The organism is Streptomyces virginiae, assembly GCF_040638905.1.
GTDB classification, from domain to species: domain Bacteria; phylum Actinomycetota; class Actinomycetes; order Streptomycetales; family Streptomycetaceae; genus Streptomyces; species Streptomyces virginiae_B.
This window is the reverse complement of sequence record NZ_JBEZYV010000001.1, coordinates 662411-675784: the sequence shown is the minus strand read 5'-3', so window position 1 is coordinate 675784 and position 13374 is coordinate 662411. Positions and strand designations below refer to the sequence as shown.

Annotated in this window: 11 protein-coding genes, 1 tRNA gene and 2 pseudogenes; 10 read left to right on the top strand and 4 right to left on the bottom strand. The window is 74.1% G+C overall.

The genetic code is table 11. From position 1 onward, the window contains the following. Positions 1-2 precede the first annotated feature (2 nt). The 8 genes and pseudogenes from AB0F82_RS03085 (at position 3) to AB0F82_RS03050 (ending at position 5882) form a co-directional block, all read left to right on the top strand. Complete coding sequence (locus tag AB0F82_RS03085) at positions 3-2078, top strand: ATP-binding protein (protein WP_362623215.1); 2076 nt, start codon at positions 3-5, stop codon at positions 2076-2078. Between the two features lie 17 nt (positions 2079-2095). Beyond that, positions 2096-2530: a roadblock/LC7 domain-containing protein gene (locus AB0F82_RS03080; RefSeq protein ID WP_362623439.1), complete on the top strand. Its 435-nt coding sequence runs from the start codon at positions 2096-2098 to the stop codon at positions 2528-2530. A gap of 89 nt (positions 2531-2619) precedes the next feature. Then, positions 2620-2958, top strand: coding sequence for a DUF742 domain-containing protein (locus AB0F82_RS03075; RefSeq protein WP_362623211.1), 339 nt, complete (start codon positions 2620-2622; stop codon positions 2956-2958). After that, a pseudogene (locus tag AB0F82_RS03070) lies at positions 2936-3417 on the top strand (ATP-binding protein). The gene AB0F82_RS03075 and the pseudogene AB0F82_RS03070 overlap by 23 nt, the downstream one beginning before the upstream one ends. After that, a pseudogene (locus AB0F82_RS03065) lies at positions 3417-3961 on the top strand (GAF domain-containing protein). Before AB0F82_RS03070 ends, AB0F82_RS03065 begins: the two co-directional pseudogenes overlap by 1 nt. A 78-nt stretch (positions 3962-4039) precedes the next feature. Beyond that, positions 4040-4402 (top strand): MmcQ/YjbR family DNA-binding protein, encoded by a 363-nt coding sequence (locus AB0F82_RS03060; protein WP_362623204.1) that lies wholly within the window; start codon positions 4040-4042, stop codon positions 4400-4402. A gap of 104 nt (positions 4403-4506) precedes the next feature. Continuing rightward, positions 4507-4580, top strand: a tRNA-Pro gene (locus AB0F82_RS03055). Positions 4581-5309: 729 nt separating this feature from the next. After that, positions 5310-5882, top strand: coding sequence for a GNAT family N-acetyltransferase (locus AB0F82_RS03050; RefSeq protein ID WP_362623202.1), 573 nt, complete (start codon positions 5310-5312; stop codon positions 5880-5882). Between the two features lie 127 nt (positions 5883-6009). On the opposite strand, the gene AB0F82_RS03045 is transcribed toward AB0F82_RS03050, so the two are convergent. Continuing rightward, a complete protein-coding gene (locus tag AB0F82_RS03045; RefSeq protein ID WP_362623200.1) occupies positions 6010-6828 on the bottom strand; it encodes an IclR family transcriptional regulator in 819 nt (272 codons plus the stop codon). Positions 6829-7226: 398 nt separating this feature from the next. Here AB0F82_RS03045 and AB0F82_RS03040 point away from each other — a divergent pair, with 398 nt between their 5' ends. Beyond that, complete coding sequence (locus tag AB0F82_RS03040) at positions 7227-8639, top strand: phenylacetate--CoA ligase family protein (RefSeq protein ID WP_362623198.1); 1413 nt, start codon at positions 7227-7229, stop codon at positions 8637-8639. Then, positions 8636-9547, top strand: a complete 912-nt coding sequence (locus tag AB0F82_RS03035; RefSeq protein WP_362623195.1) for a hypothetical protein — start codon at positions 8636-8638, stop codon at positions 9545-9547. The genes AB0F82_RS03040 and AB0F82_RS03035 overlap by 4 nt, the downstream gene beginning before the upstream one ends. A 28-nt stretch (positions 9548-9575) precedes the next feature. On the opposite strand, the gene AB0F82_RS03030 is transcribed toward AB0F82_RS03035, so the two are convergent. From AB0F82_RS03030 to AB0F82_RS03020, 3 genes are read right to left on the bottom strand one after another with little or no spacing between them, the layout of a single operon-like run. Then, on the bottom strand, positions 9576-10688 hold the full coding sequence (locus tag AB0F82_RS03030; RefSeq protein WP_362623192.1) for a substrate-binding domain-containing protein: 1113 nt from the start codon (positions 10686-10688) through the stop codon (positions 9576-9578). A gap of 50 nt (positions 10689-10738) precedes the next feature. Then, entirely contained in the window at positions 10739-11761 is a 1023-nt protein-coding gene (locus tag AB0F82_RS03025) for an ABC transporter permease (protein ID WP_362623190.1), read from the bottom strand. After that, positions 11758-13350, bottom strand: a complete 1593-nt coding sequence (locus AB0F82_RS03020; protein WP_362623187.1) for a sugar ABC transporter ATP-binding protein — start codon at positions 13348-13350, stop codon at positions 11758-11760. The genes AB0F82_RS03025 and AB0F82_RS03020 overlap by 4 nt, the downstream gene beginning before the upstream one ends. Positions 13351-13374 lie beyond the last annotated feature (24 nt).

The window sequence follows — 13374 nt, the reverse complement described above, 5'->3', positions numbered from 1 at the left end:
CGATGTCCGGACTCCGCGCCGCCAGCCACGCCCCGTCGAGACACGCCGTCACCGGTCCCGCCCGGCAGATAAGCCCCCAGCTGGTACGAGCCGCCCTCCTGCCCACGCTCGCCGCCGCCCTCAGCGGCGCCGCCGCGGTGATCTTCACCCTTCAGCTCGGCGGCGGGGCCGGCGACCGCGACGCCCGGCTCTGGCCGGTGCTCACCGGCTGCGCCCTGCTCGTGGTCGGAGCGCTGGCCGCCGCCCTGCTCGGCGCGCAGCGCGCGGCCAAGGCCGTACGGGACCGGTGCGAGGCCCTGCGCCGCTCCAGCGTGCGCGGCCGCCAGGAGCTGCGGACGGCCGCCGAACGGCTGGAGCGGGGCGAGGCCCCGCCGCGGCCGGTCCGGGGCGGGCCGAACGCGCCGCTCACCGGCGGCGACCCGGCCGGCGTGGACGAGTTCTGGCTCCTCTCCCAGGAGCTGCGCGGCGCCCGCGAACAGGCCCACACCGCCCTCGTACGGCTCGCCGGACCGGCCACCCCTTCCGACAGCGAGCGCAAGGTCGAGGTCTTCGTCAACCTCGCGCGCCGGCTGCACTCCCTCGTCCACCGCGAGATCTCGCTGCTGGACGACCTGGAGGACACGGTCGAGGACCCGGACCTGCTCAAGGAGCTCTTCCACGTCGACCACCTCGCCACCCGGATCCGCCGCCACGCCGAGAACCTCGCGGTGCTGGGCGGTGCGGCGTCCCGCCGCCAGTGGACCCGGCCCATCGACCTGAGCGAGGTGCTGCGCTCCTCGGTCGCGGAGGTTGAGCAGTACACCCGGGTCAAGGTCGTGCCGCCGGCGGGCGGCACCGTACGCGGACACGCCGTGGCGGACGTCGTCCACCTGCTGGCCGAACTCGTCGAGAACGCCACGGTGTTCTCCCCTCCCGACACCGACGTGGTGCTGCGCGCCGAGCGGGTCACCGCCGGTATCGCGGTGGAGGTGGAGGACCGGGGGCTGGGCATGCCGCCCGAGGAACAGCACCGGATGAACGCCCTGCTCGGGGACCCCGACCAGGTCGGCGTCCGCAGCCTGCTCGCGGACGGGCGGATCGGCCTGTACGTCGTCTCGGCGCTGGCTCGCCGGCACGGGATCGCCGTCGAGCTCAAATCGAACATCTACGGCGGCGTCCTCGCGGTGCTGGTGCTGCCGCAGGAGCTGCTGGGCGCGGAGGCGGCCCAGGGCTCGCGGCTGACGCCGCCGCTGGAGCCGGCGCGGATGCCGATGCCGATGCCGATGCCGATGCCGCGTCGGGCGGGAGCCCCGCCCACGATCCCCGCCCCCCGCCCCGAGCCCCACGCGGGGCCGGCCGTGACGGGGGCGGACGCCTGGACCGTACCCGGCGGCTCGCCGCAGCCGGACTCCTGGCCCGCCCGGCCCACCGAGCCGCGGACGGCCCCCGCCCCGAGCCCCGATCCCGGGCCGCGGGCGGAGCCGCGCGCCGGGCACCCGACGGCCGGACGGCCCGTCCCCGCGCCGGGACCGTCGGGCGCCCCCGAGGCCGGTCCCGCCACGAGCGGGCCGCCGGCCGGCCCCGGTACCGGGCAGGATGCCCGTCCAGGAGCCGCGGCCGAGCCCAGGACCCGGCAGCAGCCCGAAACCCACCGGCAGGCCGGGCCGGGGCCCGCTTTCGAGGCCGGCCCGCAGGTGACTGCGCCTGCGCCCGGGCAGCCGGCCGGGCAGGGGCCGGCCGCCGAGGCGGCACCGTGGGCCGGACCGGGGGTCCTGCCCCGGACGGCGCCCGCGGCCGAGCCGTCGGCCACACCGGCGCCCGGCCGGCCGGGCGAGTCCGCGGCCGGGCAAGGGCTCGACCCTGCGGCGGACGCCTGGGGCCGGGACACGCGGCGGGGTGAGGGGGCGGGGGACGAGTGCGTCGGCGGCGAGAGGCCGGTGTTGCCGCGGCGTCGGGCCCAGCAGCACCTCGCGCCCCAGCTGCGCGAAGCGCCCGCACCTCGGCCTCCCGCCGACCCCGAGCAACCCGTACACGACCCCGGCCTCATGGCCGCCTTCCGGCGGGGCTTCGGCCTCGCACAGTCGGAGGACCAGGTATGACGAAGGAGCGCATCACCATGGGCGGCGAAGTGGCGACGAAGACCGGCGGCCGGCTCTCGGATCTCGACTGGCTGCTCAGCGGCCTGGTCCAACGGGTGCCGTACACCCGCAGTGCCGTATTGCTCACCGCCGACGGGCTCGTGAGCTGCGTACACGGCCTGGACCCCGACAGCGCCGACCACCTCGCGGCCCTCGCCTCCGGCCTCTACTCCCTCGGCCGCAGCGCCGGCGCCCGCTTCGGCGACGGCGCCGAGGTACGGCAGGTCGTCGTCGAGCTCGACACCGCGCTCGTCTTCGTGTCGGCCGCCGGATCCGGGACCTGCCTGGCCGTCCTCGCCGACCGGGACGCCGACGCCGGCGTGCTCGGCTACGAGATGGCGATGCTGGTCAAGAGCGTCCGGCCGTACCTCTCGGCCGCACCCCGGCGGCCCGCCGCGAACGTGGAGCGATGAGGGCCCGCGGCAGGGGGGCGCACGGGGAGTACGGGGCATACGGACAGGGGCGGGACACACCGTGGCTCGACGGCTCGGCAGGACGGGTTATGCGGCCGTACACCGCCAGCGGCGGCCGGACCAGACCGGGCGTCGCGCTCGACCTGCTGTCGCGGATGACCGCGACCGGGGTGCGCCCGCGCGTCCCGCTCGGCCCCGAGCACACCCTCGCGCTGCGGTTGTGCGCCGGCGCCGCCGCGGTCACCGTCGCCGAGCTGGCGGGGCAGCTGCGGCTCCCCGCCGCGGTGGTGAAGGTGCTGCTGTCCGATCTGATGGAGTACGGGGCCGTCATGGCGCAGGCGCCCCGGTTCCCGGGTGGAGGGTCGTTCGCCGCCGACGACCAGTCCCTCCTGCTGGCGGTGCTCGATGGCCTACGCCGACGACTGTGACGCCCCCGTCACCCTGAGGATGCTGGTCGCGGGGGGCTTCGGGCGGGCAAGACCACCTTCGGCGGCGCGGTGAGCGAGGTCGAGCCGCTGAGCCCTGAGGAACTGCTCAGCGACCTCGGCGCCGGCGCCGACCCGCTGCGTTGTCCGCAGGCGCGCTCGGGGCCGTGGTGATCGCGGACACTCGCCGCCTCGCGGACTGCTTCCCGGCCGTCGACTTCTTCGAGCGGCGCGGGATCGGCTTCATCGCCGCCGTCGACGAGTTCGGCGCATGCCACCGCTACACGCCCGACGAGGTCCGGGACGCGGTGGGCCTGGGGCCCGAGGTGCCCGTCGTACGGTGCGGCACGCGCCTGACCAGCTCCGTGACGGGTGACGCCGGCCGCCCTGGTCCATCACCTGCTGCGCCCTTCGCCAACGTCAACACCATCGTCATCGTCAACGGAGTCGGGGGAAACGTGATGCTCTCCTACGAATCGACCGGACACCTGCTGCTCACGCCCGTGGACCGGGAGGCGCCCGCGCGGGCCGTCCGGCTGCGCGAGCTGGGACTGGGGGAGCGGGCCGACACCGAGCTCGACGCCTTCGCGCGACGCGTGGCGGACGTACTCGGCGCGCCCCACGCGGGGGTGAACTTCGTCGGCGAGGAGCGCCAGGTCTTCGCCGGCCTCCACCGCGCCCCCGACGCCCCGGAGAGCGGCTACCCGGCCCGGGTCCTGGCCCGTGACCGCGGCTACTGCCCGCACGTGGTGGTGCGAAGGCGCCCGCTGGTGCTGGAGGACGTACGGGACTTCGCCCGGTTCGCCGGGGACGCGGTGGTGGACGAGAGCGGGGTCCGGTCCTACCTGGGGGCGCCGCTGACCGACCGGCGCGGGATCGTACTGGGCACGGTGTGCGCGGTGGACGTGGTCCGCGGCGGTGGGGCACGGAGGGACTCGCCACCGCGAAGGGGCTGGCGGCGGAGCTGGTGGCCCTGCTGCACGAGCGCGAGGACCGGCGCGCATGAGCACGCCTGTCGGTGGTGGGGGCTACGGTCGTCGGACGAGGATCCACCGGAGCAGGAGGCTGGAGAGGAGTCCCGGGGATGGCCACCACCGTGCAGGACGTCCGCCTGGTCGCACTGTCCCTCCCGGACAGCAGCGAAAAACCGGCATGGGGCATGCCGACCTTCCGGGTGGGCGGGAAGATCTTCGCCGCGCTCGCCGACGACGACACCTCGATCGGGGTGAAGTGTCCCAAGGAGGACAGGGCCGAGCTGATCGCGGCGGAACCGGAGAAGTTCTTCCTGCGCGCCGGCCACGATGACAACTACGCGTGGATCCGGGTCCGCCTCGCGGCGGTGCGGGACGAGGCCGAACTGCGCTCCATCCTGATCGACTCCTGGCTCCAGGCGGCCCCGAAACGCCTGGTTGCGGCCCACCCGGAGCTGGCCGGGGGCACCGGCTGACCTGACCGCGAACCGATGGCGGAAAGGCGCGCGCGACCACCCACGGAAATGCGGTATCGTTCTCATGCGCGTTCGGCCCGGGGAAACCCCAGGTCAGCGGGCATCGGGACGTGGCGCAGCTTGGTAGCGCACTTGACTGGGGGTCAAGGGGTCGCAGGTTCAAATCCTGTCGTCCCGACTCTGCTTTTTGCAGGTCGGAGGCCGTTCTCTCGTACATGGGAGAACGGCCTTTCGTGTGTCCGGGCCCACGAGGGGCGCAGCGAGGCCCGACCATGTTCGTGAATCGCCGACCGGCCGCCATGACGTGATCCGGGTGTTGCCCCCCGAGGACGCCCACGACACGGCGAACGTCTGCCGTTCCGCTGTGGCACGTCGCAGGCCCCTGAGTGTTGTGCCCGGTGTCGGGCCGTGATGTGGGGGTGTCGGGGATCCAGGAGCCGTGGAGGCCGGCGGCGACGCGGTGCGGGAGGTGGACGGTGGCGGTGCGGTCGGGGCCGGCGGCATCGAGGACGAGGAGTTGGGAGGCCGAGGCCGTTCTCGTCGGGGAAGGCGATGGCGTACTGGTAGCGGTTCTCGGCGCCGAGGTAGTCCTCGTTGAGGGTGGGGAACCCGACGGGGAGGTCGTCGATGATGTGTTCGTCGACGGTGGCGGCGGTGAGGTCGACTGTCCAGCGGCGGGTGCAGGAGCGGGCGGCGGGTTGAGCGCGGCGCTCGCGCCGGGGACCTCGGCGCTGTGGACGAGGGAGCCCTTGGCGTCGGCGACGTGGTAGGTCAGGACCGGCGGTACCGGTGAGGCAGCACCCTGAAAGAGGGAGCTGCCAGGGGCATGCTGGGGTGCCTCTCGAAGGTGACCGTCGGTCGTACCCGTCGGCCGGTGGTCTGCCGTCACTCGTGGCACTGTGGTTCCATGACCATCGAAGTTCGTCCCGCATCGGTCATCGAGGACGTGCGCACCCTGCTCGGCCCGAAGTCCCCCGGGGCCAACGTCTGCTGGTGCCTCAGCTACCGGATCCCGGCCAAGCTCAACAACCAACTGCGCGGCCCGGCGCGGGGCGAGTACGTCGCCGAGCTGTGCCGCAGCGGCATCCCTCCCGGAGTCATCGCCTACGACGGCGACGAGCCGGTCGGCTGGGCGGCCGTGGCCCCGCGCGCGGACACCTCCTTCGCGCGCAGTCGCACGATCCCGCACGTCGACGAGCTGCCGGTCTGGTCGCTGTGGTGCATCCGGGTACGCCCCGGCCACCGCAAGAAGGGCATCTCGCACGCCCTCATCGCCGGCGCGGTCGAGTTCGCCCGCGCCCAGGGCGCACCCGCGATCGAGGCCTACCCCCTCGACAACGGTACGGCCCGTGCCGACCTGACCATGGCGTACGCGGGTCTGCGGAAGAACTTCGAACGCGCCGGCTTCGTGCACGCCGCCGACACCGCCTCGGTGCTGGCCGGTCACCCCCGGGTCCTGATGCGCCTCGACCTGCGCTGAGCCCCACGCCTGCGGGCGCGCACGGGCGGCCCGGCAGCGACCGGCAGCGGCGGGGGGCGACCGGCGGCGGCGGGGGGCGACCGGCGGCGGGGGGCGCGGGCGCCGCCCCCCCGCCTGTACGCACTCCCTAGGGTCGCCGTGCCGGGGCCAGCACGGCGTGCGGGACCCGGTCGGCCGGGGCCTGGACCGCCGGACCCCGGGCGGGCTCCCACTCGCGGCGCGGCCGCGCCGTGGGGGCCGGCAGCCTCGACAGGTTGGCGCTGACCATCGCCGCCGTACGGACCACGGCCTCGCCCAGCGGGGCGATCTGCTTGCCGTCCAGCGCGGTCGCCGCCACCGCGGCCACCACCTGCCCCGCATCGGAGAGCACCGGCGCCGCCACGCACGACAGCGCGCTCACGCACTGCCCGTACTGGAAGGCCATGCCCTGCTCCCTGGCCCGCGCCGCCTCCCGCGACCACGCGGCCCGCGACCACCCCGCAGGCGCGCCCGCCTCGGGAGCGGACGCCGTCAGGACCAGCTCGGCCGCGCTCCCGGGAGGCAGCACGACCCCGGGATGCAGCGCGAGGACGTCGTCCACCTCGCTGCGCGTGCTCCCCACCACGATGGCGTGGCCCCCCTCGGGAACCGACAGGCTGACGGTCAACCTGCCGCTCGCCGAGGCGAGTTCGCGCAAGGGCCGCGCCGACGCGGCCCGCAGCGCCCGCGCCGGGTGCCACGCCTGCCCCAGCCGGAACGTCCTCGGGCCCAGCCGGTAGCGGCCCGAACAGCTCTGTACCGCGCCGAGCGCGACCAGTTGCCCGAGCAGCCGGTGCGCCGTGGCCTTGGGCAGTTCGGCGTCCGCCGCCAGCCTGGTCAGGCCGACCTCGTCGCCGTGCGCGAGCACCTCCATGAGTGCGAACGCGCCCTCCAGTACACCCCGCCCCTCAGTGCCGGATCTGGCCATGAGCGGTACCCCCTTCCGTACGGACGCCATCGGTCGGACGGTGTCCGTAACTCCCCGTTCGTCCCGGCCCATCAGCAAGAACGGTGGTACCGCCCTCCGCTTCCGCCGGTCCGTTGAACGGACCAGATCATTGCCCGCGCATCTCGATCGCGCCAGTGTGTTGTCACCCAGGGACGCACGGACCGGCCCCTCACAGGGCGCGGAACGTCCGTCCGCCAGGAGCGACAAAAGGAGGATCCGATGAGCGCGATCAAGACCAGCGCCAAGCAGTTCAAGTACGTCATGGGTGCCATGACGGCCGTCTTCTTCGGTTCTTGCTCTGCCAGCTGACGCAGATTCGGGGGGTGGGGGCGGCATGTCGCCCCCACCCCTTTTCTTCACGTTCTAGGGAGGCACGCGTGCTGGAGACCGGTGTCCGGCAGGTCCGGGTGGCGATGGCCATGGTGTTCGGCCGGAAGCTGAACGTACGGGCCGTGGAGCGGCTCGTCGCCGACGCCCTCGCCACGCTCGAGGAGTTCGGCTCACTCGGCGACGACGTCGACGAACTGGCCGACGGACCGTTCGCCGACCCGGACGAGCGCCGTGACCTGCAGAACCGCGCGCTCCAGCGGACCGTGCGCCGGCTCGCCAAGCGTTCGCCCTTCTACCGGGAGCGGCTCGCCGGCATCGACCTCGACGGACTGACCACGCAGACGCTCACCCGGATCCCGGTCACCCGCAAGGCCGACCTGATCGAGCGGCCCGCCGACTTCCTGTGCAGCACCCCCTACCTCGCGACCCAGACGACCGGCACCACCGGCCGACCCGTCCAGATGTGGCTCTCCCGCTACGAGATGGAGCTCTGGCCGGCGCTGATCGCGCTGTCCGTCGTGCTGCGCGGCGACATCCGCCCCGGCGACCGGATGCAGATCAACCTCAGCTCCCGGGCGACGGCAGCCGTGCAGGAGGACGTGGAGGTCTGTCGCCTTGTCAACGCCTCCTGCCACGTCGTCGGCCAGGTCCCGCCCGAGGAGTCCGTCGAGCACCTCCTCGGCGGCAACGGCACCCGCCCCACCCTGCTCACCGGCAACCCCAGTTACCTGGCCCGGATGCTCACCGCGGCGCGTCGCCGCGGCTACGGACCGGACGACTTCGGCCTCCGGTCGATCTACGCCGGCGGCGAGATCGTGTCGCCGGCCCTCGTACGAGCCCTGCGCGAGACCTTCGGCGCCGAGACCGTCGGCGACAACTTCGGCATGACCGAACTGCTGCCCGTCGGCGGCCGCACCTGCAGCCACCACCACCTCCACATCGACCCCAACATGGGGTACACCGAGGTGCTCGGCCTCGACACGGGCGAGCCCGTCGCCCCCGGACAGCTCGGGGAGCTGACCGTCACGCCGTACTACCCCTACCGGGAGTGCATGCCGGTCCTGCGGTACAACACCGGCGACGTCGTACGCACCCTGGAGGGCGAACCGGACTGCGAACTGGCCGCCGTGCCCGCCGTCTCGCAGATCCTCGGCAAGGCGGGCACGCTGCTGCGGACCGCCGACGCGGTCGTGACGCCGCGCGACGTCGTGGAGGCCCTGGACGGCACCCCGGGCATGCCGTGGCCGCTGCGCCACCGGGCGCAGGTCGGGCCCGACGGCCGCCTCCACGTGGAGGTCGCCTCGCGGACCGCGACCCCGGCCGAGGTGACCGGGCGGCTGCTGGCCCGGGGCATCGACGCGCGCGTCACCGTCCTGGCGCTGGACGACGAGGAGGCCGCGCGCCGCTTCCCCCTTCGCTGTGACCTGTTGGAGCACACCTTCACCCGGAGCCACGCATGACGGTCTTCTTCCAGCTCGCGGTCACCGCGGCCCTGGCCCTCGCGGTCGTCGTCGCCACCATCGCCTACTTCCGCGCCGTCCGTACGGCGAGGCCGCCCGTCGGCGTCTTCAACGGCCGGGACATCTTCATGATGATGGGCTTCGTGCTGGCGCTGCCGTACGTCTACCTCGCACTGCCGGGCGCCGTCCTCCCGGTCGTGCTCGCCCTGGTCTTCGCGGGCGGACTGTCCGTGGGCTACCAGCCCCTCATCGGCAACGGCCGGCTGCGCTGGGCGCTGATCACCGTGCTGATCGCGAGCGTCCTCGTCACGCACCTGGCCTTCGGCGAGACCGCGCCGCCGTACTGGGTGGCGAACAGCTGCGTCGTCGGCCTGGTCGTCGTCTCCGCCACGAACCTCAACGTCCAGGGCGGCATGCGGCTGAGGAACGTGGCGTGGTTCCTGCTCGCCCTCGCCGCCTACGACGCCTTCTTCGCCTGGGTCGTCCCGCTGACTCAGGAGCTCGCCGACGCCGTCCAGGGCTATCCGTACGCACCGGCCGCGGGCCTGCGCATCGGTGAGGACCTCGGCGCCGTCGTCGGCATGGGCGACCTGCTGGCCTACGCCCTCTTCACGACCACCGCCTACAAGGCGTACGGGAAGCCGGGGCTGCGGACCGGAATCACCCTGGTGGTGCTCTTCGGGGCCGTGGCGCCCGTGGCGGCCCTGCACCTGATCTCGGCGGCCACCGGCGACGCCCCCGGCATCATCCCCGCCCAGGTGTTCTTCGGCCCGGCCGCCTTCGTCGCCTACCAGGTCCTGCGCCGCCGGGGGCCGGAGCGCCGCATGGCCGACATCGTCTTCCGCCGCGACCGCGCGGACGCTCCCCGGCGGACCCCGGTACGCGCCGAGGCCCGGCCGGTGGCCTGAACGGGCACGACGACCGGGGGCCGGGACGCTACCCGCGCCAGATCTTCTCGTACGCCTCCTGGTACCCCCGGAGGTCCCAGGAGGCGGCCCCGCCGCTGTTGTCGGCCGTGACCACGTGGACGGGGGCGACGTAGCCGCTCGCGGGCCGGCCGGCGAAGGCACGGTTGAACTCGTCGACGATCTGCCAGCCCTGCTGCGAGAGCGGCTCGGGAACGGTGGCGGCCTGGTACTGCCCGCTGTTGATGCGCTGGAAGGCGGACGGATCGCCGTCGCCGGCACCGATGTTGGACGGCGGACCGCCGCCCGGCCTGCCGGCGGCGCGCAGGGCCGGGGCGGCGTCGGCGAAGTAGAGGTCGTTGATGGCGACCGAGTGGGTCCACTTCTTCCCGAAGCGGGACAGCAGGGAGGAGACCTCCTGCGGGGTGCGCCGGCTCGCGTCCGGGATCGGGATGTTCTCGTACGCCAGCAGTTCCACGCCGGGGCAGTCGGCGAGGCGCCGCTTGATCAGGTCGGCCTTCGTCCTGGCGAAGGGGATCGAGTCGTCGGTGAACAGGACGACGCCCGCCCCGCCGTCGGACCGGGCGATGACCCAGTCCGCACTGATCCTCGCCACGTCCTGCACCTTCGTGGTGATGTTGGTGAAGAGCGGCGGGTCCGTGCTCGGGCCGGGGGCGTCGACCGCGTGCCAGCCGATGAGCGGGATGTCCGCGGCACGGGCCCGGGCCACCTGCTGCGAGGTCAGGCGCGGGTCGAATCCGCCGATGACGATGCCCGACGGCCTGAGCGTGACGGCCTGGCTCAGCGCCGCCTGGATCCCGGCCGGGCTGCCCTCCCCGTCGATCACCCGGACCTGCCAGCCGATGGCCTTCGCGGCTTGCTGGAGACCCTGCGCGACTCCCGCGACGCCCGGGTTGGTCATGGTCTGCGCGACGTAGACGATGCTCTTGCCGGGGACCGCGGCGGGCCCGGTCGTGGGGCCGGTCCACCTGCTGTCGGTGCTCTCGGCCTTCCCGACGTCCGCCCGCGCCTCCTGGAGGACGGCCGGGCAGCCGGCCGCCGAAGGCCCGGTGGTGCCGGCCGTGCCGCCGCCGCATCCGGCGGCGGCCGCCGTGAGCAGGGCTGCGGCCGCGAGAAGGGTCATGCGGTTGGGGTACACGGTGCTCCTGACGCTCTGTGCGCTGCCGGGTGGTCTCAAGGGGCGTCCTGCCGGCCGTGCCGGGCGCGTGCGGGCCCTCCGGTCGCGGTGGCGCCGGCGCGCAGCCGGCGGCGGGCGGAGTAGCCGGCCAGGCCGACGGCGATGAGCAGGGTGGCGCCGTTGAACAGCGGGGTCGCCCAGAACTGCGCGCCGAGCTGCCCGATCCCGGCGAGTCCCACGGCGAGGACGGTCACGGCGACGAGGGTGCCCAGGGCGTTGGCACGGCCCGGTTTGATCGCGGTGGAACCGAGCAGGGCGCCGACGAACGCGGGCAGCAGGTAGTCCAGGCCGACGCTCGGGTTGCCGATCTGCTGCTGCGCCGCGAGGAGGACCCCGGCGAAACCGACGATCAGGCCCGACGCGGCGAAGGCGACGACGGAGTAGCGGTGGGTGGGAATGCCGAGCATCGCCGCGGCCCGGGGATTGGAGCCGATGACGTACAGGTACCGGCCGAGCGGCAGCCGTTCCAGCAGTACCCAGAGGACCGCGACGAGGGCGAGCACGTAGAAGGCGGGGAGGGGCAGGCCGAGGAACCTGGAGTCGTACAGGCCGGTGAAGGCGGCCGGGAGGCCTGCGGGACCGGGGACGATCCGGCTGCCGTCGGTGATCCAGCCGGTCGCCGCGTACATGATGCTGCCGGTGCCCAGCGTGGCGATGAGGGAGTCGATGCGCGCGAACTCGACGATGATGCCGTTGACGACGCCGGCCAGCGCCCCGCCGGCGACCACCGTGAGGCAGGCCGACTGCCAGGGCCAGTGCTCGTCGACGATGAGGTGCATCACCATGACGTGCGCCAGGCCCAGGCCGTAGCCGATGGACAGGTCGAACCGGCCGGCCGCGACGGGGACCGTCACGCCGAGCGCGAGAATGGCGGGGATCGACTGGTTGGACAGGATTGAGGAGACGTTGTCCATCGTCGGGAAGGTGTCCGGCAGGACGAGGGAGAAGACCAGGAAGAGCAGGAGCGTCAGGGTCAGCAGGCCGTAGGTGCCGACGAAGTGGGCGCGCCGGCGAATCACCGGCCCGTACCGTTTCCGGTGATCGCGGGCAGGGCCGAGGCGGCGCGCGTGAGCTCGGTGGCGTTCAGGGTCCCGCCCGCCAGCTCGGCCACCACGGCGCCGCGGCCGAAGACCAGCGCCCGGTGGCAGAGGTCGGCGACCTCCCCGAAGTCGGTGGAGACGAGCAGGACGGCGAGGCCCGCCGCCACGGCTTCGTCGAGGATGCGGTGGATCGCCGCCTTGGCGCCGACGTCCACGCTGGCGGTCGGCTCCTCCAGGATCAGCAGGCGCAGGTTCCCCCGCAGCCACCGGCCGACGACCACCTTCTGCTGATTGCCGCCGGAGAGGGTGGCGATGGGCACCTCGCCGTCCCGGGGGTGCACCGAGAACCGCTCGATCAGGGCGCGGGCTTCGGCGCGTTCGCGCCGCGGACCGGTCCAGCGCCAGTCGGGCACACCGGCGGCCCGCGGATTGGCGAGGAAGTTCTCCCGCACGGTCAGATCGGCGGCGCAGCCCTCCTCCTGGCGGTTGCCGGCGACGAAGCCGACGCCGAAGCGCAGGGCCTCGGCGACCGTGTGCGGACGGTACGGGCGGCCGTCCAGCAGTGCCCGGCCCCCGAGGAGCGGCAGCGCGCCGGCGAGGGCGCGGCCCAGGTGCGTGTGGCCGGCGCCGGTCAGGCCCACCATGCCGAGGATCTCGCCCTCGCGCAGGTCCAGGGCGACGGGCCCGGTGCGGGCGGTCGACACACCGTCGAGGCTCAGGACGGCGGGGCGCTCCGCGGCCGTGGAGCCGGAGGCGGCAACGGATGCGGCTGCGGGGCCGGGCGCGTGCTCGGGCCGGCGGCGGGCCGGTTCGTGGCCCACGATGTCCCGTACCAGGCGGGCGGGGGAGTACGGGGCGAGCGGCCCGTGGCTGACGAGGCGGCCGTCGCGCAGGACGGCGAAGGTGTCGGCGACCTCGTACACCTCGTCGAGCCGGTGGCTGACGTAGAGGATGCCGTGCCCCCGGTCGCGCAGGGAGTGCAGGACGCCGAAGAGCCGGGCGCAGTCGGCGGCGGGGAGGGTGGCGGTCGGCTCGTCGAGGACGAGGACCCGGGCGCTGCGCGCCAGCGCGCGGGCGATGGCGACCAGGGACCGCTCGGCGGGGGCGAGGTCGGCGATGCGCGCGTCGGCGTCCAGGTGCCCGGCGACGGTTCGCAGGGCCCCGTCGCAGCGCTCCCGGGTCCGCCGCCATGAGATCAGGCCGCGGTGCAGCGGGTAGCCGGCGCCCAGGGCGATGTTCTCGGCGACCGTCATCCACTCGACGAGACCGAGGTCCTGGTGGATGAAGGACATGTGGCGCGAGGCGGCCTCTGAGGGCAGCGGGTGGCCGGCCACGGTCACCTCGCCCGCGTCGGCGTGGTGCACCCCCGCGAGCACCTTGATCAGGGTGGACTTGCCGGCCCCGTTGGGTCCCAGGAGGGCGAGGACGCTGCCGCCGTGGATGTCGAGGCCGACCGAGTCCAGAGCGAGGGTGCCGCCGAACCGCTTGCTGAGACCGCGTATCCGGACGAGGGGTTCCCCGTCGGAGCGCGGGGGCGGGCTCGTCGAGGTGACGGGAGTGTCATGCACGGACTTCTCCGGGGCCGCCTGGGG

Excerpts from the sequence above, each read along its gene's own strand:
- AB0F82_RS03085 (WP_362623215.1), top strand. The coding sequence starts at position 3 with ATGTCCGGACTCCGCGCCGCCAGCCACGCCCCGTCGAGACACGCCGTC.
- AB0F82_RS03080 (WP_362623439.1), top strand. The coding sequence starts at position 2,096 with ATGGGCGGCGAAGTGGCGACGAAGACCGGCGGCCGGCTCTCGGATCTC.
- AB0F82_RS03075 (WP_362623211.1), top strand. The coding sequence starts at position 2,620 with ATGCGGCCGTACACCGCCAGCGGCGGCCGGACCAGACCGGGCGTCGCG.
- AB0F82_RS03060 (WP_362623204.1), top strand. The coding sequence starts at position 4,040 with ATGGCCACCACCGTGCAGGACGTCCGCCTGGTCGCACTGTCCCTCCCG.
- AB0F82_RS03050 (WP_362623202.1), top strand. The coding sequence starts at position 5,310 with ATGACCATCGAAGTTCGTCCCGCATCGGTCATCGAGGACGTGCGCACC.
- AB0F82_RS03045 (WP_362623200.1), bottom strand. The coding sequence starts at position 6,828 with ATGGCCAGATCCGGCACTGAGGGGCGGGGTGTACTGGAGGGCGCGTTC.
- AB0F82_RS03035 (WP_362623195.1), top strand. The coding sequence starts at position 8,636 with ATGACGGTCTTCTTCCAGCTCGCGGTCACCGCGGCCCTGGCCCTCGCG.
- AB0F82_RS03030 (WP_362623192.1), bottom strand. The coding sequence starts at position 10,688 with ATGACCCTTCTCGCGGCCGCAGCCCTGCTCACGGCGGCCGCCGCCGGA.